Origin of the sequence: Streptomyces sp. CB01249 (assembly GCF_001905735.1) — a bacterium.
Classification (GTDB): domain Bacteria; phylum Actinomycetota; class Actinomycetes; order Streptomycetales; family Streptomycetaceae; genus Streptomyces.
This window is the reverse complement of sequence record NZ_LISW01000002.1, coordinates 626,047-644,306: the sequence shown is the minus strand read 5'-3', so window position 1 is coordinate 644,306 and position 18,260 is coordinate 626,047. Positions and strand designations below refer to the sequence as shown.

The window sequence follows — 18,260 nt, the reverse complement described above, 5'->3', positions numbered from 1 at the left end:
CGCCAAGCAAATCACACGATTTTCACATCTGGAAGGGGAGATCAGAGGCTCATAGCCAATTGTTTGTCAGTCGAAACCTTTGACGCTTACGCCGAATACAGAGGGTTCCCGGACGGTCACCCGTTCCGCCATTTCGCGTGCGTACGAGGGTGATTACGCCTGCCGTGAGGCGAGCTCGACCACGGTGATGTCGGACGGCGCGCCGACCCGCACGGGCGGCCCCCAGGCTCCGGCGCCCCGGGTGACGTAGAGCTGCGTGTCGCCATAGCGTTCGAGCCCGGCGACAGTCGGGTTGGACAGCTCCGCAATGTAGTTGCCCGGCCACAGCTGGCCGCCGTGGGTGTGCCCGGACAGTTGCAGGTCCACGCCGTGCTCGACGGCCTCGTCGACGACCACGGGCTGGTGCGCCATGAGCACGACCGCCCGGGCCGGGTCGCGGTCCCCGAGGGCGCGGGCGAAATCCGGGCCCTGCCCTTCGCTCTCGCCGCCGATGTCATTGACCCCGGCCAGATCGAAACCACCGGTCTCCACCCGGGCGTTCTCCAGCGGGTGCAGCCCCAATTCCCTTACATGATCAACCCATTGGGCCGCGCCGGAGTAGTACTCGTGATTGCCGGTGACAAAGAACGCGCCGTGCCGGGCGCGGAGCCCGGCGAGCGGTTCGGCGGCCGGGCCGAGATCGGCGACCGATCCGTCGACCAGATCACCGACGACCGCGATGAGATCGGGCTGGGTCCGGTTGACCGTGTCCACGATCCGTTGCGTATGGGAACGGCCCAGGATCGGGCCCAGGTGAATATCGCTGACGACGGCGATGCGGAACCCGTGCGCGGACCGCGGCAGCCGGGCGAGCGGCACGGTGACCCGCTTCACCCGCGGCCCGCGCAGCACGCCGTACGTCCCGTAGCCCACGGTCCCGAGCCCGGCGACGGCGGCGGCGCCGCCGACCGCCCGCGCCACGAACAGCCGCCGCGACGGGGCGGGCAGGGACGGCGCGGCGGGTTCCGCTTCGGGCCCGGGCCCGGCCTCCGGCGCCGAAGCCGGTACGGGGACGGGCGCGGGTTCACGTACCGGCGCGGGTTCCGCTACGGGCACCGCACCGGCCGCCGCCCGGCGCGCGAGCCACCGGCGCAGCAGGGGGCGTACGGCCTCGCCGACGAGCAGGGCGAGCGTCAGATAGAGCAGCGCGGCGAGCCAGAGGTAGCCCGGCCAGGCCAGCACCCGCTGGACCGCGAAGGGCGCGCCCGCGGGCCCGGCGACCAGGGCGCCGACGCTGAGCAGCGGCAGCGCGTACGCGGCGATCGTGCCGGCCCTGCGCCACGGGCTGCCCTGGCGCGTCGTGTCACCGACGAGCCGGCGCCACACATAGCGGTGCACGGCCACGAGCAGGGCGAGCACCACCAGCACCGCCAGCACGGCTCCCACGACCCGCATGCCCGCTCCCCTGCCTCGTCCGTCCCGGTAACGCCCGATTCAGGCCCCGGCCGGGACCCGTGGTTTCAAGCCTTTTCGGTGCGCAGGGCCCTGACGCCCCGGAACCCGATCCACCCGACGGCCGTCCCCAGAAGAAAGGACGTGATGGCGAGCAGCAGATGCACCCAGAAGTACGCGGTCGGGTCACCGGCGTCGTCGAAGGCGAGGCCGCTGCCGTCCTTCCACAAATTCTTGGCGAAGGTGACCCAGATGATCCACGACCACACCCCGAAGGCGAGCAGGAACCAGGAGACAGGGCGGCTGAGCTTCATGGATTCAGTATCGCCGCCGCGCTCCGGGCGGCTCGGGCGGGGTGGTCCGTCCCGGCGGTCCGCCCGGCGGGTCACGCGGCCAGTACATATATTCACATCAACTGCATGTACGTTTTCGACCGTGCCAGCTCTCAAGAAGGCCGCGTTGGCGGTCACCTCTGCCGCCCTGCTGTCCGCTTTTGTCGTCACGCCCGCCTCGGCGGCCGACGGGGACGACGACGCTCCCAAGCCTCCGGCGACCATGTCGCAGATCGGTGGCGCGCAGCTGGGGCGGTCCGGCACCCAGGTCAACCTCGGACCCGGCGCGCCGGTGCTGCCCAAGAAGCTGACGGGCCGGTCGTGGATGGTCTCGGACGCGGAGACCGGCGAGGTGCTCGCCGCCCACAACGCGCACTGGCGGCTCCCCCCGGCGTCCACGCTGAAGATGCTCTTCGCGGACACGCTCCTCGCTGATCCGGCGCTCCTGCCGAAGACGCGGGAGTACACGGTGAAGGACGAGGACCTCGCCGGCATGGGCGAGGGCAGCAGCCTGGTCGGCATCAAGGAGGACCTCAGCTACACGGTGCACGACCTGTGGCTCGGGGTCTTCCTGCGGTCGGGGAACGACGCGGTGCACGTGCTGTCCTCGATGTACGGCGGGGTGCCGAAGACCGTCCAGGCCATGCAGGACCGCGCGGAGGAGCTCCAGGCGATCGACACGCACGTGGTGTCGCCCGACGGGTACGACGCGCCCGAGCAGGTCTCCAGCGCGTACGACCTCTCGCTCTTCGCCCGCGACGGGCTCCAGAACGCGGACTTCCGGGAGTACTGCTCGACCGCCGAGGCCCAGTTCCCCGGCGAGAAGAAGAAGGGCAAGAAGCGCGAGACCTTCGGCATCCAGAACACCAACCGGCTGCTCACCGGGGCCGACGGCGTGGACGCGTACAAGGGCATCGCGGGCGTCAAGAACGGCTACACCACGCACGCCGGCAACACCTTCACCGGTGTCGCCGAGCAGGGCGGCAAGGTCCTCCTCGTCACCGTCATGCACCCGGACGACGACGAGACGCACGCGGTGTACAAGGAGGCGGCCCGGCTCCTGGACTGGGGGTTCGCCGCGACCGGCAAGGTGACCCCGGTCGGCGAGCTGGTCCCGCCGAAGTCCGCGGTCACCGGCAACGGCACGGACACCGAGGGCGCGGGCAAGGGCGCCGAGGCGGACAAGGCCCAGGGCGGACACGGACCGGACAAGGCGGCCCGTGCGGCGGCCGCCACCGACGGCTCCGGCGGGGTCGGGATCGCGCTGGGCATCGTCGGCGGGGTGCTGGTGCTGCTGGCCGGCGGGGTGTTCCTGGTCAACCGGCGCTGGCCGCTGCCGGACCTGATGCGTCGCCGTCCTCGCCCGTGACGCGCCGGGCGGCGAGCGTGGAGCCCCCCTCCTCGTCCGCCGCCCGCTCCGTCTCCTCGTCCTCCTCCTTGCTCGGCGTCGCCGTCCAGGCGGCGCAGAACAGCAGCAGCTTCGCCGAGAAGTTGATCCACAGCAGCAGCGCGATCGGCACCCCGAAGGCGCCGTACATGCTCTTGGACGCGACGCCCTTCATATAGCTGCCGAGCAGCAGCTTGAGCAGTTCGAACCCGACCGCGCCGACCAGCGCGGCCACCACCAGCCGGCGGCGCGGCGGTTCGACGCCGGGCAGCAGGGTCAGCAGATAGAGCAGCAGCAGGAAGTCGGCCGCCACGCCCACCAGCAGGGCGGCGATCCGCAGCAGCACCCCGCCCGCCCCGTTCTCGGGGATGTTGAGCAGGTCGGCGACCCGGCCCACGGCCACCGAGCCGACCGAGGAGATCGCGAAGGTCACCAGCGCCGCGCCGCCCAGACCGAACAGCACCCCGGCGTCCTTGAGCTTGCGCAGGACCGGATTGCCCTCGTCCAGGTCGTCCATGTCCCAGACCGCGCGCAGGCAGTCCCGCATCGAGCCGATCCAGCCGATACCGGTGAAGAGCAGCAGCGCACCGGCCACCAGACCGATCGTCCCCGCGTGGGCGACCAGACCGTCGATGCCGAGCTGGTCGGAGATGCCGGGCACCTGCTCGGCGAGCTTGTCCTCGATCTTGTCCAGCTGCTTGTCGGTGAGCAGCGCGGCGCCGATCGCCGCGCCGACCGCGATCAGCGGGAAGAGCGCGAGGAAGCTGATGAACGTGATGGCCGCGGCCAGCCGGGCCCAGTGGACCCGCACCAGCGTCTCGTAACTGCGCCACGCGTGCGTCTCCATCAGCCGGGAGACGAGTGGCCCGATGACGGGGAGATTTTTCAGCCAGTCCATGAACCACTGCTACCCCTCCGGCGCGTGAAAACCGAAGCCCGGTGCGAGGTGGAGGAGATGACGGACCCTCAATCACCCATTTCGGTGAGTGTTGTAACAAATCCCTCAAAGGTGTTATCCCGGGCGATACGGTCACCCTCATGTCTGTCGACACCGTGTCCCTGACCGGCTGGGGCCGCACCGCCCCGACGACCGCGCTGCGTTTCCGTCCCCGTAGTTACGAGGAGGTCGCCGCGACCGTGCTGGGCCGCGGGCCGCGCGGCTCGATCGCCCGGGGCCTGGGCCGGACGCACGGCGACGCCGCGCAGAACGCCGGGGGTTCGGTCCTCGACATGACGGCGCTGGACCGCGTCCGGACCATCGACGCGGCGGCCGGCCTGGTGGTCTGCGACGCGGGCACGACGCTGCACCGGCTGCGCGAGGTGATGCTTCCGCTCGGCTGGTTCCCGCCGGTGGTGCCCGGCGGGCGTTACGTCACGGTGGGCGGCGCGATCGGCTCGGACGCGCACGGCGACAACCACCGCGCGGCCGGCTCCTTCTCCCGCCACGTCACGGAGTTCACGCTGCTCACCGCCGACGGCGAGGTGCGTACGGTGCGCCCGGGCACCCCGCTCTTCGACGCGACCGCGGGCGGCCTCGGCCTGACCGGGGTCATCCTCTCGGCCACGCTCCGGTTCCGGCCCGTGACCACGGCGCTGATGTCCGTCGACACCGAGCGGGCGGCCGGGCTCGACGACCTGCTGGGCCGGATGGCCCGCGGCCACCGCCCCTACGAGTACGCCCGGATCGACCTCACCGCCCGGGGCCGGGCCACCGGCCGCGGCGTCCTGGTGCGCGCGGACCACGTCCCGGTGCAGGCGCTCCCGGGACACGCCCGGCACACCGCGCTCGCCCTCGGCCCGGCGCGCCGCCCCGCCGCGCTGCCGCTGCTGCCCCGCCTGTTCGGCCGGCTGTCCGCCACCGCGCTCAACGAGCTCGGCTACCGCGCCGCGCCCCGGTCCCGCACCGGCGAACTCCAGCCGCTCGGCGCCTTCTTCCGCGCCCTGGACGCCCGGCCGCACAGCAACCGCGTATCGCCCACCGGCGGCCGGATCCACTACGCGTTCCTGGTCGGGCACGGGCAGGAGGAGACGCTGCGCCGGATCGTCGGGCGCATCGCGCGCAGCCGCTGCCCCTCCTTCCGGGCGGTGCTCAGGCGGTGCGGCGCGGGCGGTCCGGGCTGGCTGTCCTTCCCGGCGCCCGGCTGGCACCTCTCCCTCGACCTGCCGGCCGGTCTGCCGGGGCTCGCCCGCTTCCTCGACTCGCTGGACGAGGAGGTGGCGGCGGCGGGCGGCCGGGTCTCCCTGACCGAGGACGCCCGGCTGCGCCCCGGTGCGCTCGCCGCGATGTACCCGCGGCTGCCCGACTTCCGGGCGCTGCGGGCCGAACTGGACCCGAACGGGGCGTTCCGCTCGGACCTGTCCCGCCGGCTGTCGCTGTAGATCCCCTCTTCTCTTCCCCTGCAAGGAGCGTTCCCGTGAAGGATGCCTTCGGTGCCCCGCAGTCCCTGCTCGTCCTCGGCGGCACGTCGGAGATCGGGCTCGCCACCGCACGCCGCCTGATCGCCCACCGCACCCGCACGGTCTGGCTGGCCGGCCGCCCCTCGCCCGCCCTGGAGGCGGCGGCGGAGGACCTGCGCCACCGGGGGGCGTACGTCCAGACCGTGGCGTTCGACGCGCTGGACACCGAGTCCCACGAGACGGTCCTCGGCAAGGTCTTCGCCGAGGGCGACATCGACATGGTGCTGCTCGCCTTCGGCATCCCGGGCGACCAGGGGCGCGACGAGGAGGAACCGCTCGCGGCGGTCCGGGTGGCGCAGACGAACTACACCGGCGCGGTCTCCGCCGGGCTGGTGTGCGCGGGCGCGCTCCAGGCGCAGGGGCACGGTTCGCTGGTGGTGCTGTCCTCGGTGGCCGGTGAGCGGGCCCGCCGGGCGGACTTCATCTACGGGTCGAGCAAGGCGGGCCTGGACGTCTTCACGCAGGGCCTCGGCGACGCGCTGCACGGCACGGGGGTGCACGTGATGGTGGTGCGGCCGGGGCTCGTGGTGCCGGACGCGGCGGGGGTGCGGGAGGCCGGGGGTCCGCTGGCGACGATCCCGTTCACCCGGACGCCGCTGGTGACGACGCCGGGTGCGGTGGCGGACGCGATCGTGACCGGGCTGCGGAGGCGCCAGGAGACGGTGTGGGTGCCGGGGGCGCTGCGCGCGGTGATGTCCGCGCTGCGGCACGTGCCCCGGCCGCTGTTCCGGCGGCTGCCGGTCTGACCCTGTTACGGGTGCAGCGAGGGGGTGTCCAGGGTGCTGCCGCTCTGCGCGGGGACGGCGGGACCCGCGCCCCCGGCGCCGAACGGGAACTCGTTGATCTTGCGCCAGACCCGGTCCAGGCGGCCCTGCTCGTACAGCGCGAAGGAGCCGCAGATCCAGGACGCCTCGTAGTCGGCGAGCTCCTCGTACGCCCGGTCCATCGCCGCTTCGGGGATGTCGTGGGCGACGGTCACATGCGGGTGGTACGGGAACTGGAGCTCGCGCACCAGGGGCCCGGAGGCGTCCCGTACCCGCTTCTGGAGCCAGGAGCAGGCCGAGGCGCCCTCGACCACCTGGACGAAGACGACCGGCGAGAGCGGGCGGAAGGTGCCCGTGCCGGACAGCCGCATCGGGAAGGGGCGGCCGCCGGTCGCGATCGAGGCGAGGTGCGCCTCGATCGCGGGCAGGTCGGCCGCCAGGGCCTCGGTCGGCGGCAGGAGGGTGACGTGGGTGGGAATGCCGTGTGCGGCAGGGTCCCCGAAGCTCGCGCGGCGCTCCTGGAGCAGGCTGCCGTAGGGCTCCGGGACCGCGATCGAAACGCCGAGCGTTACGGTCCCCACGTCGTTCTCCTCAATCCTCGGTGGTCTGTTTTCAGCCACTGACGGCCGCAAGCATCACGCCGCAAGTGTGCCGCCTGCGGGCCCTGTGCCGCCAGGGTCCTTGGACTCAGTGCTTGGCGGGCAGAAGGCCCATCCGGTCGTAGGTGAGCGCCAGGGTCTCCGCCGCCACGGCCCGCGCCTTCTCGGCGCCGGCGGCCAGGATGGAGTCCAGCGTCTCCGGGTCGTCCAGATATTCCTGCGTCTTCGTCCGGAACGGTGTGACGAAGTCGACCATGACCTCGGCCAGGTCCGTCTTCAGCGCGCCGTAGCCCTTGCCCTCGTACTTCTGCTCCAGCTCCGGCACCGTGGCGCCGGTGAGCGTCGAGTAGATGGTCAGCAGGTTGCTGACGCCGGGCTTCTCGGCGCGGTCGAAGCGGATCACCGTGTCGGTGTCGGTGACGGCGCTCTTCACCTTCTTGGCGGTGGTCTTCGGCTCGTCCAGGAGGTTGATCAGACCCTTCGGGTTCGCCGTCGACTTGCTCATCTTCGAGGACGGGTCCTGGAGGTCGTAGATCTTCGCCGTCTCCTTGAGGATGTACGGGTCCGGGATCGTGAAGGTGTCGCCGTAGGTGCTGTTGAACCGCTCGGCGAGATTACGGGTCAGCTCCAGGTGCTGGCGCTGGTCCTCGCCCACCGGGACCTGGTCGGCCTGGTAGAGCAGGATGTCGGCGACCATCAGCATCGGGTAGGTGAACAGGCCGACCGTGGTGCGGTCGGCGCCGTGCCGGGCGGACTTGTCCTTGAACTGCGTCATGCGGGACGCCTCGCCGAACCCGGCCAGGCAGTTCATGACCCAGCCCAGCTGGGCGTGCTCGGGCACATGGCTCTGGATGAACAGCGTGCAGCGCTCGGGGTCGAGCCCGGCGGCCAGCAGCTGGGCGACGGCGAACCGGGTGTTCTCCCGCAGCTGCGCCGGGTCCTGCGCGACGGTGATGGCGTGCAGGTCGACCACCATGTAGAAGGCGTCGTGGGACTCCTGCAGGGCCACCCACTGGCGGACCGCGCCGAGGTAGTTGCCGAGGTGGAACGAGCCTGAGGTGGGCTGGATTCCGGAGAGCACGCGGGGACGTTCAGAGGCCATGCGCTCATTGTCTCAGGTGTGCGGCCCTTCCCGGGCGCCCGGTGGAGGAATCGCCCGCAGGGCCCGCGCGGCGGAAGAATCAGCCGCGCCGTGAACCGAAGGTTTCCCCGCGGAGGAACCGACCGACGATACAAAGTGGGCCCAACCTCAGCCCACGCCGCACGACGATCGGAGATCCCGTGTCGACCACGGAAAACGCCATCGCCTCCGCCGAGGCGCACAGCGCGCACAACTACCACCCGTTGCCCGTCGTCGTCGCCACGGCGGACGGGGCCTGGATGACCGATGTCGAGGGCCGCCGCTACCTCGACATGCTCGCCGGATACTCGGCGCTCAATTTCGGCCACGGCAACCGCCGCCTGATCGACGCGGCACGGGCGCAGCTGGAACGGGTGACGCTCACCTCCCGGGCCTTCCACCACGACCGGTTCGCCGACTTCTGTACGCGCCTCGCGGAGCTGTGCGGCATGGAGATGGTGCTCCCGATGAACACCGGGGCGGAGGCCGTCGAGACGGCGGTGAAGACCGCCCGCAAGTGGGGCTACCGGGTCAAGGGCGTCCCGGACGGCATGGCGAAGATCATCGTGGCCGCCGACAACTTCCACGGCCGCACGACCACGGTGATCAGCTTCTCCACGGACCCGGAGGCCCGCGCCGACTTCGGCCCGTACACCCCCGGTTTCGAGATCGTGCCGTACGGGGATCTCACCGCGATGCGCGCCGCCATGACGGAGAACACCGTGGCCGTGCTGATCGAGCCGATCCAGGGCGAGGCGGGCGTGCTGGTGCCGCCGCCCGGCTATCTCGCCGGGGTGCGGGAGCTGACCCGGGAGCGGGACGTGCTGTTCATCGCGGACGAGATCCAGTCCGGTCTGGGCCGGACCGGGAAGACCTTCGCCTGCGAGCACGAGGGCGTCGTCCCCGACATGTACCTCCTGGGCAAGGCGCTCGGCGGCGGTGTGGTGCCGGTGTCGGCCGTGGTGTCGTCGGCGGCGGTGCTCGGCGTGTACCGCCCCGGGGAGCACGGCTCGACGTTCGGCGGCAACCCGCTGGCCTGCGCGGTGGCGCTGGAGGTCATCGCCATGCTGAACACCGGCGAGTACCAGCAGCGCGCGGCCGAGCTGGGCGACCACCTCCACCACGAGCTGGGCCTCCTGGCGGGCGGGGGCTCGGTGCAGGCCGTCCGGGGACGCGGGCTGTGGGCGGGCGTGGACATCGAGCCGGAGCTGGGCACGGGCCGGGAGATCTCCGAGAAGCTGATGGAGCGCCGGGTCCTGGTGAAGGACACCCACGGCTCCACGATCCGGATCGCGCCGCCGCTGGTCATCGGCAAGGAGGACCTGGACTGGGGCCTTGAGCAGCTGCGGGAGGTCCTGCGGGGCTGAGGTGTCGCGGGGCTGAGGTCCTGCGGGGCTGAGGGACGGTCTACGTGAGCACCCGCAGCAGCGCCTCCAGCGCCCCCGTCCACGCGCTGTCCGTCGGGGTGCCGTAGCCGATGACCAGCGCCTCGCGCTTCAGGTCGGCGTCCGGGTGGCGGTAGAAGGCCAGGCCCTCCAGGGCGAGGCCCTGCCAGGCCGCCGCCCGGATCACCTCGGCCTCCTTGCCCTCCGGGAGTTCGAGGAGGGCGTGCAGCCCGGCGGCGATCCCGCTGACCCGGATCTCCGGGGCGCGCTCGGCCAGGGCGGCGACGAGTTGGTCGCGGCGGTTGCGGTAGCGCAGCCGCATGGACCGCACGTGCCGGTCGTACGCCCCCGAGGCCATGAACTCCGCCAGCGTCAGCTGGTCCAGCGCGCCCGGCGCCCAGTCGCTCGCCCCCTTCGCCTCGGCGATCTCGGCGGCCAGGGCGCGCGGCACCACCATCCAGCCGAGCCGCAGCCCCGGTGCCAGGGACTTGCTGGCGGTGCCCAGGTAGACGACGCGTTCCGGGTCCAGGCCCTGGAGGGCGCCGACCGGCTGGCGGTCGTACCGGAACTCGCCGTCGTAGTCGTCCTCCAGGATCAGCCCGCCGGTGGACCGGGCCCAGTCGACGGCCGCCGCCCGCCGGTCCGGATGGAGCGGGACGCCCGTGGGGAACTGGTGCGCCGGGGTCAGCAGGACCGCGCCCGCGTGGCGCAGGGTGGGCAGCTCACCGGTCCGGGTGCCCAGCTCGTCGACCGGCAGGCAGGGGATGCGCAGCCCGGCCTCGGTGAGCAGGCGGGTGTGGATGCCGAGGCAGTACGACTCCACGGCCACCTCCCGCACCCGGCGCCGGCGCAGCACCTTGCCGAGCAGCATCAGGCCGTGCACGAAGCCGGAGCAGACGATGATCCGGTCCGGGTCGGCGTACACCCCGCGTGCCCGGGCCAGGTACTCGGCGAGGACGGTGCGCAGCTCGATCCGGCCGCGCGGGTCGCCGTAGCCGAAGGCGTCGTTCGGCGCGGCGGACAGGGCGCGCCGGGCGGCCTTCAGCCACTCGGCGCGCGGGAAGGTGGCCAGGTCGGGGGTGCCCGACTTCAGGCTGTACGCGGGTGCGCTGCGCGGCGGTCTGGCGCGCGGGGCCTCGGGCGCCGCCGGGGGCCGGGGGTCGGCGCGGCGGGCCACCCGGGTGCCGGAGCCCTGGCGGGCGGTGAGCCAGCCCTCGGCGACGAGCTCCGCGTAGGCGTCGGCGACGGTGTTGCGGGCGATGCCGAGGTCGGCGGCGAGGGTGCGGGAGGACGGCAGGCGGGTGCCGGGGGTCAGCCGGCCGGTGCGGACGGCCTCGCGCAGGGCGTCCATCAGGCCGGCCCGCAGCCCGGTCGAGCCGGTCGGGTCGATATGGAGGTCGGCGCCGAAAGTGGCCCAGGCATCTGTCATGGAAATGGACCATACCGCTGCGCCACTCTCCCCGTAGCGTTGAGGGCATGACGACGAACGAGAACAGCAACAGCACCTCCGGCCACTGCCCCGAGCACACCCCGCGCCTGGCCTGGGCGCAGCACGCTCCCGACGTCTACAAGGCGATGGCCCGCCTGGACGCCGCCGCCCGCAGGGGCATCGACCCGGTGATCGGCGAGCTGGTGAAGATCCGCGCCTCGCAGATCAACCACTGCGCGTTCTGCCTGGACATGCACACCAAGGACGCGCTCGCGGCGGGCGAGTCGCTGGAGCGGATCGTCCAGCTCAGCGCGTGGGAGGAGTCGCAGCACTTCTACACGCCGAAGGAGATCGCCGCGATCGAGCTGACCGAGGCGGTGACCGTGCTGACCGACGGCTTCGTGCCGGACGAGGTCTACGCGCGGGCCGCGAAGCACTTCGGCGAGGAGGAGCTGGCCCACCTCATCAGCGCGATCATCACGATCAACGCCTGGAACCGGTTCGCCGTGACCACCCGCATGGTGCCGGGCCACTACACGCCCGGCGACCACCGCTGAGCGGCCCGGTGACCGCGTCGGGCCTGCGGGCCCTGCACCACGGCCGCGCCCCCGGCGACCCGCTGGTCCTCCCGGGCCCGTGGGACGCCGGGAGCGCCCGCGCCTTCGCGGACGCCGGCTTCCCCGCGCTCGCCACGCCGAGCGCGGGGGTCGCCGCGTCGCTGGGTTACGAGGACGGCTCGACGCCCGCCGACGAGATGTTCGCGGCGGTGGCCCGGATCGCCCGGGCCGTCTCCGTACCGGTCTCCGCCGATGTCGAGGCCGGGTACGGGCTGCCGCCCGGCGAGCTGGTCGAGCGGCTGCTCGCGGCCGGGGCGGCCGGCTGCAATCTGGAGGACACGGTGGACGGGGTCCTGCTGGACGCCGGACGGCAGGCGGACCGGCTGGCGGAGGTACGGGCTGCGGCCGGGGATTCGTTGTTCGTGAACGCCCGGATCGACACGTACGTCACGGGCGTCGCGGACGGGGTGGACCCGGCGGCGGAGACCCTGCGCCGGGCGGAGCTCTACGCGGCGGCGGGCGCGGACGGCGTCTATCCGATCCTGGCCCCGCCCGAGGTGTTCGGGCCGCTGGCCTGTGCGCTGCCCGGGCTGCCGCTGAACGCGCTGGCCCGGCCGGACGGGCCGGGGCCGCGCCGCCTCGGTGAGCTGGGGGCGACCCGGATCACCTTCGGGCCGGGGCTCCAGCGCCGGGCCATGGCCGCGGTGCGGGAGATCGCGGCCGGACTCTGACCGCGTAGCGAACACCACGCCCCCGGCAGCGCTGCGGCTGCCGGGGGCGTGGTGTGTGGTGCGTGGTGGATCAGATGAGGCCGAGCTCGCGGACCGCGTCGCGCTCCTCGGTGAGCTCCTTCACCGAGGCGTCGATGCGCGCACGGGAGAAGTCGTTGATGTCCAGGCCCTGGACGATCTCGTACTTGCCGTCCTTCGTGGTGACCGGGAAGGACGAGATGATGCCCTCGGGCACGCCGTAGGAGCCGTCCGACGGGATGCCCATCGAGGTCCAGTCGCCCTCGGCGGTGCCGTTGACCCAGGTGTACACGTGGTCGATGGCGGCGTTGGCGGCGGAGGCGGCGGAGGACGCGCCACGGGCCTCGATGATCGCGGCGCCGCGCTTGGCGACGGTCGGGATGAAGGTGTCGGCGAGCCACGCCTCGTCGTTGACGAGCTCGGCAGCGTTCTTGCCGGCGACCTCGGCGTGGAAGATGTCCGGGTACTGGGTGGCCGAGTGGTTGCCCCAGATCGTCAGCTTCTTGATGTCGGAGACAGCGGCACCGGTCTTGGCGGCCAGCTGCGAGATCGCGCGGTTGTGGTCCAGGCGGGTCATCGCGGTGAAGCGCTCGGCCGGGACGTCCGGGGCGGCGGCCTGCGCGATGAGCGCGTTGGTGTTGGCCGGGTTGCCGACGACGAGGACCTTGATGTCGTCCGCGGCGTTGTCGTTGATCGCCTTGCCCTGCGGCTTGAAGATGCCGCCGTTGGCGGAGAGCAGGTCGCCGCGCTCCATGCCCTTGGTGCGGGGGCGGGCGCCGACGAGCAGGGCGACGTTCGCACCGGCGAAGCCGACGTTCGCGTCGTCGGTGATCTCGATGTTGCGCAGCAGCGGGAAGGCGCAGTCGTCGAGCTCCATCGCGGTGCCCTCGGCGGCCTTCAGCCCCTGGGGGATCTCCAGGAGACGCAGGTTGACCGGCACGTCCGGGCCGAGCAGGTGGCCGGAGGCGATGCGGAAGAGCAGCGCGTAGCCGATCTGGCCGGCTGCGCCGGTCACGGTGACATTCACGGGAGTGCGGGTCATGGCGATCTCCGTTAGACAGCTGGCGGTCCGGGCTCCTGGCCCCTGGTGCGGGACATCTCCCTGAATCTTGATGTGAAGAGATATCCGTCGGCCAGGCTATCCGACCCGGAACCCCACGGCCGCCCGGCCCCCGTTGCCTGTCGATCACACGGTGGCGGAATGGTCACTTCCGTGCCACAGGGAACAGCCATCCCTTGAACGGGTGAGGGCCGTCAACAAGGCTGGACGCAGGACGGGGCAAGGCCGCTCAACCGCCGCTTCGGGAGCTTCGCGCTCCGAGGTTGCCCCGGACTCCGGTGTCCGTCCCTTCTCGGGGGAGGGGACGGCCACCGGTTCTTCCGCTCTTCGGAGCGCGGGTTCAGCGGACCGTGAAGTGGACCGCGTCCTCCAGGAACGGGATGTCGAGCCACGGCTCCGGCTGCGCGACCAGCGCGAGCAGCACGATGAGGACGCCGAGCAGGCCGTACGTCACCAGATCGGTGAAGCGGGACCGCACCGCGAGCATGCCCACCGACCGGACGGTCACGCGCAGGACCGCGCCCAGGACGAGGGCGATGCCGATCAGTATCGTGCCGACGCGGAAGGCCTGCTCGAACGGATCGGCCGCCACGATCAGCAGTCCGGCGCCGGCCGTGCAGAGCACCGCGAGCAGCGGCCACTGCCGGGCCGGGGCCGGGGCGTCCCCGCCCGCGGCCCGCCCGCCGCCCTCGGGCCGCGCGGTGTCCCGGGTCAGCGAGAACCGCCGGGCCCGCCGCGTCGCGGCGGGGGCGTCGGGGGCCGCCGCCGCACCGGCCTCCGTGGAGCCGGTGTCCGGACTCGTACCAGCAGCCACGGGGTCAGCCGGCGGAGACGGCAGCCGCGTCGCGCTCGGCGGCCTCGACCACGTTGACGAGCAGCTGGGCGCGGGTCATCGGGCCGACACCGCCCGGGTTCGGCGAGATCCAGGCGGCGACCTCGGCCACACCGGGGTGGACGTCGCCGACGATCTTGCCGTTCTCGTCGCGGCTGACGCCGACGTCCAGGACGGCCGCGCCCGGCTTCACGTGCTCGGGCTTGATGATGTGCGGCACGCCCGCGGCGGCGACGATGATGTCGGCCTGCTTCAGGTGGGCGCCCAGGTCCCGGGTGCCGGTGTGGCACTGGGTCACCGTGGCGTTCTCCGACTTGCGGGTGAGCAGCAGCGGGATGGACCGCCCGATGGTGACACCGCGTCCGACGACCACGACGTGGGCGCCGTTGATCTCGACGCCGTGGTGGCGCAGGAGCTGGACGACGCCCTGCGGGGTGCACGGCAGCGGTCCGGTCTCGTTGAGCACCAGACGGCCGAGGTTCATCGGGTGCAGGCCGTCCGCGTCCTTGGCCGGATCCATCAGTTCCAGGACGCGATTGGTGTCGATGCCCTTGGGGAGGGGAAGCTGCACGATGTAACCCGTGCAGACGGGGTCCGCGTTGAGCTCGCGGACGACGGCCTCGATCTCCTCCTGCGTGGCGGTGTCGGGGAGTTCGCGCTGGATGGACCCGATGCCGACCTGGGCGCAGTCCTTGTGCTTGCCGTTCACGTACCACCTGCTGCCCGGGTCGTCCCCGACCAGCAGGGTTCCCAGGCCGGGCGTGACGCCCCGGGCCTTGAGGGCCGCCACGCGGGCGGTCAGATCGGACTTGATCGCGGCTGCGGTGGCCTTGCCATCGAGAATCTGGGCAGTCATGGTCCCCATACTCCCGGATGACCCCGCCCTCGGACCAATCAGGTACCAGGCATGGACGCAAGGTTGCACTTGGACAACTTCTTGCGCCGCGGCTGGACAAACGTACTAACGGCTTATAACGATGAGGGCCGCTGTGCCGCAGCAGTAACCGGGGGGCTGGACCGCTGACGTTTTCTTTTCCTCCGTGCGGCCGCACCGTCCCCGTACGTCTGTTGGAGGAACGCCCATGAGCTTCGGCGACCCGAACCCGAACAACCCCTACGGGCAGCAGCCCGGTCAGCCGCAGCAGCCGGGCTACGGCTACCCGCAGGCCCCGCAGGGGGTGCCGCAGCAGGGCTACGGCTACCCGACGGCCCCGCCGGTGCCCGGCGGCGACTACGGCCAGCAGCCCGGTTACGGCGCGCGCCCGCCGCTGTCCGGCTGGTGGCGCCGCGTCGGCGCGATCGTGATCGACGGCATCGTCATCGGCATCCCCTACGGCATCCTCCTGGGCATCGGCGGCAGCGTGGGCGGTGGCGCGGGCACCGCGATCGTGTTCCTCGGCATCATCGTGGGCATCGGCGGCGGCCTGTTCAAGCTCTACAAGGAGGGCACGACGGGCCAGTTCATCGGCAAGAAGGCCCTCGGCATCAGCCTGCTGCGCGAGGCCGACGGCCGGCCGCTCGGCTTCGGCATGGCCTTCGTCCGCTACATCGCCCACTTCCTGGACAGCCTCGCCTGCTACATCGGCTGGCTGTGGCCGCTGTGGGACGACAAGAACCAGACGTTCGCGGACAAGATCTGCTCCAGCGTCGTCGTCCGCGTCGGCTGACCGGCCGTCCGACAGGCCCGAGGGCCGTAACCGCACGCGCGTCGCGTGGGGTTACGGCCCTCGGTCGTACGGGGACGAACCGGCTCAGTGGAAGAAGTGCCGGGTGCCCGTGAGGTACATCGTGACGCCGGCCTTCTTCGCGGCCTCGACCACCAGCTCGTCGCGGACCGAACCGCCCGGCTGGACCACGGCCTTGACGCCCGCGGCGGTCAGGATCTCCAGCCCGTCCGGGAAGGGAAAGAAGGCGTCGGACGCCGCGTAGGAACCGGCGGCCCGCTCCTCGCCCGCGCGCTCGACGGCCAGCTTCGCGGAGTCGACCCGGTTGACCTGGCCCATGCCGACGCCGACCGAGGCGCCGCCCTTGGCGAGCAGGATGGCGTTGGACTTGACCGCCCGGCACGCCTTCCACGCGAAGGCGAGCTCCTTCAGCTCGTCGGCGGAGAGCGCGTCGCCCGTGGCGAGCGTCCAGTTGGCCGGGTCGTCGCCCTCGGCCTGGAGGCGGTCGGTGACCTGGAGCAGCGCACCGCCGTCGATCGGCTTGACCTCGACCTCGGCGGACGGGGCCTCGGGACAGCGCAGCACGCGGATGTTCTTCTTGCGCGCCAGGATCTCGACCGCGCCGTCCTCGTACGCCGGGGCGACGATGACCTCGGTGAAGATCTCCGCGACCTGCTCGGCCAGGGCGACGGTCACCGGACGGTTGACGGCGATGACACCGCCGTACGCCGACAGCGGGTCGCAGGCGTGCGCGTTGCGGTGCGCCTCGGCGATGTCGTCGGCGATGGCGATCCCGCACGGGTTGGCGTGCTTGATGATCGCGACGCACGGCTCGGCGTGGTCGTACGCGGCACGCCGGGCGGCGTCGGTGTCCGTGTAGTTGTTGTACGACATGGCCTTGCCGTGCAGCTGCTCGGCGCCGGCCAGGCCGCCGGTGCCGGAGGTGTAGAGCGCGGCGGGCTGGTGCGGGTTCTCGCCGTAGCGCAGGACGTCCTGGCGCTCGTACGTCGTACCGAAGAAGTCCGGGAAGCCGGAGTCGTCGGCGGCGGCGTAGTCGGCGGCGAACCAGCCGGCGACGGCCACGTCGTAGGCGGCGGTGTGCTGGAACGCCTCGGCGGCGAGCCGCTTGCGGGCGGTCAGGTCGAAGCCGCCCGCCTTGACCGCGGCGAGCACGTCGGCGTAACGCTCCGGGCTGGTGACGACGGCCACGGAGGGGTGGTTCTTGGCGGCGGCGCGGACCATCGAGGGGCCGCCGATGTCGATCTGCTCGACGCACTCGTCGGCGGTGGCGCCGGAGGCGACGGTCTCCTTGAACGGGTACAGGTTGACGACGACCAGGTCGAACGGCTCGACGCCCAGCTCGGCCAGCTGCGCGCGGTGCGCGTCGAGGCGCAGGTCGGCGAGGATGCCGGCGTGGACGCGGGGGTGCAGCGTCTTGACGCGGCCGTCGAGGCACTCGGGGAAGCCGGTCAGCTCCTCGACCTTGGTGACCGGGACACCGGCGGCGGCGATCTTTCCGGCGGTGGACCCGGTGGAGACCAGTTCGACACCCGCCTCGTGCAGACCGCGGGCGAGGTCTTCGAGGCCCGTCTTGTCGTAGACGCTGACCAGGGCGCGGCGGATGGGCTTATTCTCCGACATGACCGAGATGAACCTTTCGTCCCTCAATGCGATAGCCGTCGCGGGCGAGCCGCCCCACGGCCTCGGCGAGCAGCTTGCGCTCGACTTCCTTGATGCGTTCGTGGAGGGCCGCTTCACCCTCCGGGGTGTCCTCTTCGGTCACCTCGACCACGCCCTGCGCGATGATCGGACCGGTGTCGACGCCGTCGTCGACGAAGTGGACGGTGCACCCGGTGACCTTCACGCCGTACGCGAGCGCGTCACGCACGCCGTGGGCACCGGGAAAGCTGGGGAGCAGGGCGGGGTGGGTGTTGATGAACCGGCCGCCGAACCGGGCCAGGAACTCCTTGCCCACGATCTTCATGAACCCGGCGGACACCACGAGATCCGGCCGGTGCGCGGCGGTGGCCTCGGCGAGCGCGGCGTCCCACTCCTCGCGGGTGGCGTGGTCCTTGACGCGGCACGTGAAGGTGGGGAGCCCGGCGCGCTCGGCCCGCTCCAGGCCGGCGATGCCGTCGCGGTCGGCGCCGACCGCGACGATCCGGGCGCCGAAGCCCTCGGGATCGTCACCGATCACGTCGAGCAGGGCCTGAAGGTTCGTACCGGAACCGGAGACCAGGACGACCACACGGGCCGGGGCGGCGGAGGGAAGCGGGGAGGCCACGGCTGGGCCCTTTCTCGCGTGCGAGCGGTTCGAAGCGGCCGGCCCGCCACCACGGCACCGGGGCGGCGGCCTGCGATTTGTACGGTCGTACGAAAGGAGCGCACTCCCCCATACGGGGAACTCTACGAACGGGCCGACCGTCAGCAACGATACCGGCACCTCGCCGCACCCCTGCCTGACGGGGGTGACGGACCCCCGCGCTCCCCGCTT

General features: G+C 72.1%; 18 protein-coding genes. 7 read left to right on the top strand and 11 right to left on the bottom strand.

Going from position 1 to position 18,260, the window contains the following annotated elements; genetic code table 11:
• Positions 1 to 153 precede the first annotated feature (153 nt).
• A complete protein-coding gene (locus AMK18_RS11425; protein ID WP_073862701.1) occupies positions 154 to 1,434 on the bottom strand; it encodes a metallophosphoesterase in 1,281 nt (426 codons plus the stop codon).
• A 65-nt stretch (positions 1,435 to 1,499) separates the two neighbouring features.
• A complete protein-coding gene (locus tag AMK18_RS34870) occupies positions 1,500 to 1,745 on the bottom strand; it encodes an SCO4848 family membrane protein (RefSeq protein ID WP_018101105.1) in 246 nt (81 codons plus the stop codon).
• Positions 1,746 to 1,866: 121 nt separating this feature from the next.
• On the opposite strand from AMK18_RS34870, the gene AMK18_RS11415 reads away from it, so the two are divergent.
• The gene (locus tag AMK18_RS11415) at positions 1,867 to 3,132 is read left to right on the top strand and encodes a D-alanyl-D-alanine carboxypeptidase family protein (protein ID WP_026171267.1); all 1,266 of its coding nucleotides are present in this window, start codon (positions 1,867 to 1,869) and stop codon (positions 3,130 to 3,132) included.
• Here the strand turns inward: AMK18_RS11415 and AMK18_RS11410 are convergent.
• Positions 3,080 to 4,048 (bottom strand): YihY/virulence factor BrkB family protein, encoded by a 969-nt coding sequence (locus tag AMK18_RS11410; RefSeq protein ID WP_018101107.1) that lies wholly within the window; start codon positions 4,046 to 4,048, stop codon positions 3,080 to 3,082. The genes AMK18_RS11415 and AMK18_RS11410 overlap by 53 nt on opposite strands.
• 140 nt (positions 4,049 to 4,188) lie before the next feature.
• Here AMK18_RS11410 and AMK18_RS11405 point away from each other — a divergent pair, with 140 nt between their 5' ends.
• On the top strand, positions 4,189 to 5,529 hold the full coding sequence (locus AMK18_RS11405) for an FAD-binding oxidoreductase (RefSeq protein WP_073862700.1): 1,341 nt from the start codon (positions 4,189 to 4,191) through the stop codon (positions 5,527 to 5,529).
• 35 nt (positions 5,530 to 5,564) lie between these two features.
• On the top strand, positions 5,565 to 6,353 hold the full coding sequence (locus tag AMK18_RS11400; RefSeq protein WP_018101109.1) for a decaprenylphospho-beta-D-erythro-pentofuranosid-2-ulose 2-reductase: 789 nt from the start codon (positions 5,565 to 5,567) through the stop codon (positions 6,351 to 6,353).
• 5 nt (positions 6,354 to 6,358) lie between these two features.
• Here AMK18_RS11400 and AMK18_RS11395 read toward each other — a convergent pair whose 3' ends face one another.
• The gene (locus tag AMK18_RS11395; RefSeq protein WP_018101110.1) at positions 6,359 to 6,952 is read right to left on the bottom strand and encodes a 2'-5' RNA ligase family protein; all 594 of its coding nucleotides are present in this window, start codon (positions 6,950 to 6,952) and stop codon (positions 6,359 to 6,361) included.
• Positions 6,953 to 7,058: 106 nt separating this feature from the next.
• Positions 7,059 to 8,072 carry a tryptophan--tRNA ligase gene (gene trpS / locus AMK18_RS11390; RefSeq protein WP_026171268.1) on the bottom strand — a complete coding sequence of 338 codons (1,014 nt, stop codon included), beginning with the start codon at positions 8,070 to 8,072 and terminating at the stop codon, positions 7,059 to 7,061.
• Positions 8,073 to 8,251: 179 nt separating this feature from the next.
• Here trpS and rocD point away from each other — a divergent pair, with 179 nt between their 5' ends.
• On the top strand, positions 8,252 to 9,457 hold the full coding sequence (rocD, locus tag AMK18_RS11385; protein ID WP_018101112.1) for an ornithine--oxo-acid transaminase: 1,206 nt from the start codon (positions 8,252 to 8,254) through the stop codon (positions 9,455 to 9,457).
• A 40-nt stretch (positions 9,458 to 9,497) separates the two neighbouring features.
• Here the strand turns inward: rocD and pdxR are convergent, their stop codons facing one another.
• Positions 9,498 to 10,904, bottom strand: coding sequence for a MocR-like pyridoxine biosynthesis transcription factor PdxR (gene pdxR, locus AMK18_RS11380; protein ID WP_073862699.1), 1,407 nt, complete (start codon positions 10,902 to 10,904; stop codon positions 9,498 to 9,500).
• A gap of 47 nt (positions 10,905 to 10,951) precedes the next feature.
• On the opposite strand from pdxR, the gene AMK18_RS11375 reads away from it, so the two are divergent.
• Positions 10,952 to 11,461, top strand: coding sequence for a carboxymuconolactone decarboxylase family protein (locus AMK18_RS11375; RefSeq protein WP_018101114.1), 510 nt, complete (start codon positions 10,952 to 10,954; stop codon positions 11,459 to 11,461).
• A gap of 8 nt (positions 11,462 to 11,469) precedes the next feature.
• Positions 11,470 to 12,192 carry an isocitrate lyase/PEP mutase family protein gene (locus AMK18_RS11370; protein WP_073862698.1) on the top strand — a complete coding sequence of 241 codons (723 nt, stop codon included), beginning with the start codon at positions 11,470 to 11,472 and terminating at the stop codon, positions 12,190 to 12,192.
• 70 nt (positions 12,193 to 12,262) lie between these two features.
• Here the strand turns inward: AMK18_RS11370 and AMK18_RS11365 are convergent, their stop codons facing one another.
• The 3 genes from AMK18_RS11365 to AMK18_RS11355 form a co-directional block, all read right to left on the bottom strand.
• Positions 12,263 to 13,252 (bottom strand): malate dehydrogenase, encoded by a 990-nt coding sequence (locus AMK18_RS11365; RefSeq protein WP_073862697.1) that lies wholly within the window; start codon positions 13,250 to 13,252, stop codon positions 12,263 to 12,265.
• A gap of 358 nt (positions 13,253 to 13,610) precedes the next feature.
• Complete coding sequence (locus AMK18_RS11360) at positions 13,611 to 14,108, bottom strand: DUF3017 domain-containing protein (RefSeq protein ID WP_202533738.1); 498 nt, start codon at positions 14,106 to 14,108, stop codon at positions 13,611 to 13,613.
• Positions 14,089 to 14,958, bottom strand: coding sequence for a bifunctional methylenetetrahydrofolate dehydrogenase/methenyltetrahydrofolate cyclohydrolase (locus AMK18_RS11355; RefSeq protein ID WP_073862696.1), 870 nt, complete (start codon positions 14,956 to 14,958; stop codon positions 14,089 to 14,091). The genes AMK18_RS11360 and AMK18_RS11355 overlap by 20 nt, the downstream gene beginning before the upstream one ends.
• 226 nt (positions 14,959 to 15,184) lie before the next feature.
• Between AMK18_RS11355 and AMK18_RS11350 the strand changes: the two genes are divergently transcribed.
• Positions 15,185 to 15,769 carry an RDD family protein gene (locus tag AMK18_RS11350; protein WP_073862695.1) on the top strand — a complete coding sequence of 195 codons (585 nt, stop codon included), beginning with the start codon at positions 15,185 to 15,187 and terminating at the stop codon, positions 15,767 to 15,769.
• Positions 15,770 to 15,853: 84 nt separating this feature from the next.
• Here the strand turns inward: AMK18_RS11350 and purH are convergent, their stop codons facing one another.
• Both purH and purN read right to left on the bottom strand, forming a co-directional pair.
• On the bottom strand, positions 15,854 to 17,407 hold the full coding sequence (purH, locus tag AMK18_RS11345) for a bifunctional phosphoribosylaminoimidazolecarboxamide formyltransferase/IMP cyclohydrolase (RefSeq protein ID WP_073862694.1): 1,554 nt from the start codon (positions 17,405 to 17,407) through the stop codon (positions 15,854 to 15,856).
• Positions 17,394 to 18,050 (bottom strand): phosphoribosylglycinamide formyltransferase, encoded by a 657-nt coding sequence (gene purN, locus AMK18_RS11340; protein ID WP_018101121.1) that lies wholly within the window; start codon positions 18,048 to 18,050, stop codon positions 17,394 to 17,396. Before purN ends, purH begins: the two co-directional genes overlap by 14 nt.
• Positions 18,051 to 18,260: the final 210 nt, after the last annotated feature.

Bases quoted from the DNA above. Each gene is read 5' to 3' on its own strand.
- AMK18_RS11425 (WP_073862701.1), bottom strand. From the start codon at position 1,434: ATGCGGGTCGTGGGAGCCGTGCTGGCGGTGCTGGTGGTGCTCGCCCTG.
- AMK18_RS34870 (WP_018101105.1), bottom strand. From the start codon at position 1,745: ATGAAGCTCAGCCGCCCTGTCTCCTGGTTCCTGCTCGCCTTCGGGGTG.
- AMK18_RS11410 (WP_018101107.1), bottom strand. From the start codon at position 4,048: ATGGACTGGCTGAAAAATCTCCCCGTCATCGGGCCACTCGTCTCCCGG.
- AMK18_RS11405 (WP_073862700.1), top strand. From the start codon at position 4,189: ATGTCTGTCGACACCGTGTCCCTGACCGGCTGGGGCCGCACCGCCCCG.
- trpS (WP_026171268.1), bottom strand. From the start codon at position 8,072: ATGGCCTCTGAACGTCCCCGCGTGCTCTCCGGAATCCAGCCCACCTCA.
- pdxR (WP_073862699.1), bottom strand. From the start codon at position 10,904: ATGACAGATGCCTGGGCCACTTTCGGCGCCGACCTCCATATCGACCCG.
- AMK18_RS11375 (WP_018101114.1), top strand. From the start codon at position 10,952: ATGACGACGAACGAGAACAGCAACAGCACCTCCGGCCACTGCCCCGAG.
- AMK18_RS11365 (WP_073862697.1), bottom strand. From the start codon at position 13,252: ATGACCCGCACTCCCGTGAATGTCACCGTGACCGGCGCAGCCGGCCAG.
- AMK18_RS11355 (WP_073862696.1), bottom strand. From the start codon at position 14,958: ATGACTGCCCAGATTCTCGATGGCAAGGCCACCGCAGCCGCGATCAAG.
- AMK18_RS11350 (WP_073862695.1), top strand. From the start codon at position 15,185: ATGAGCTTCGGCGACCCGAACCCGAACAACCCCTACGGGCAGCAGCCC.
- purH (WP_073862694.1), bottom strand. From the start codon at position 17,407: ATGTCGGAGAATAAGCCCATCCGCCGCGCCCTGGTCAGCGTCTACGAC.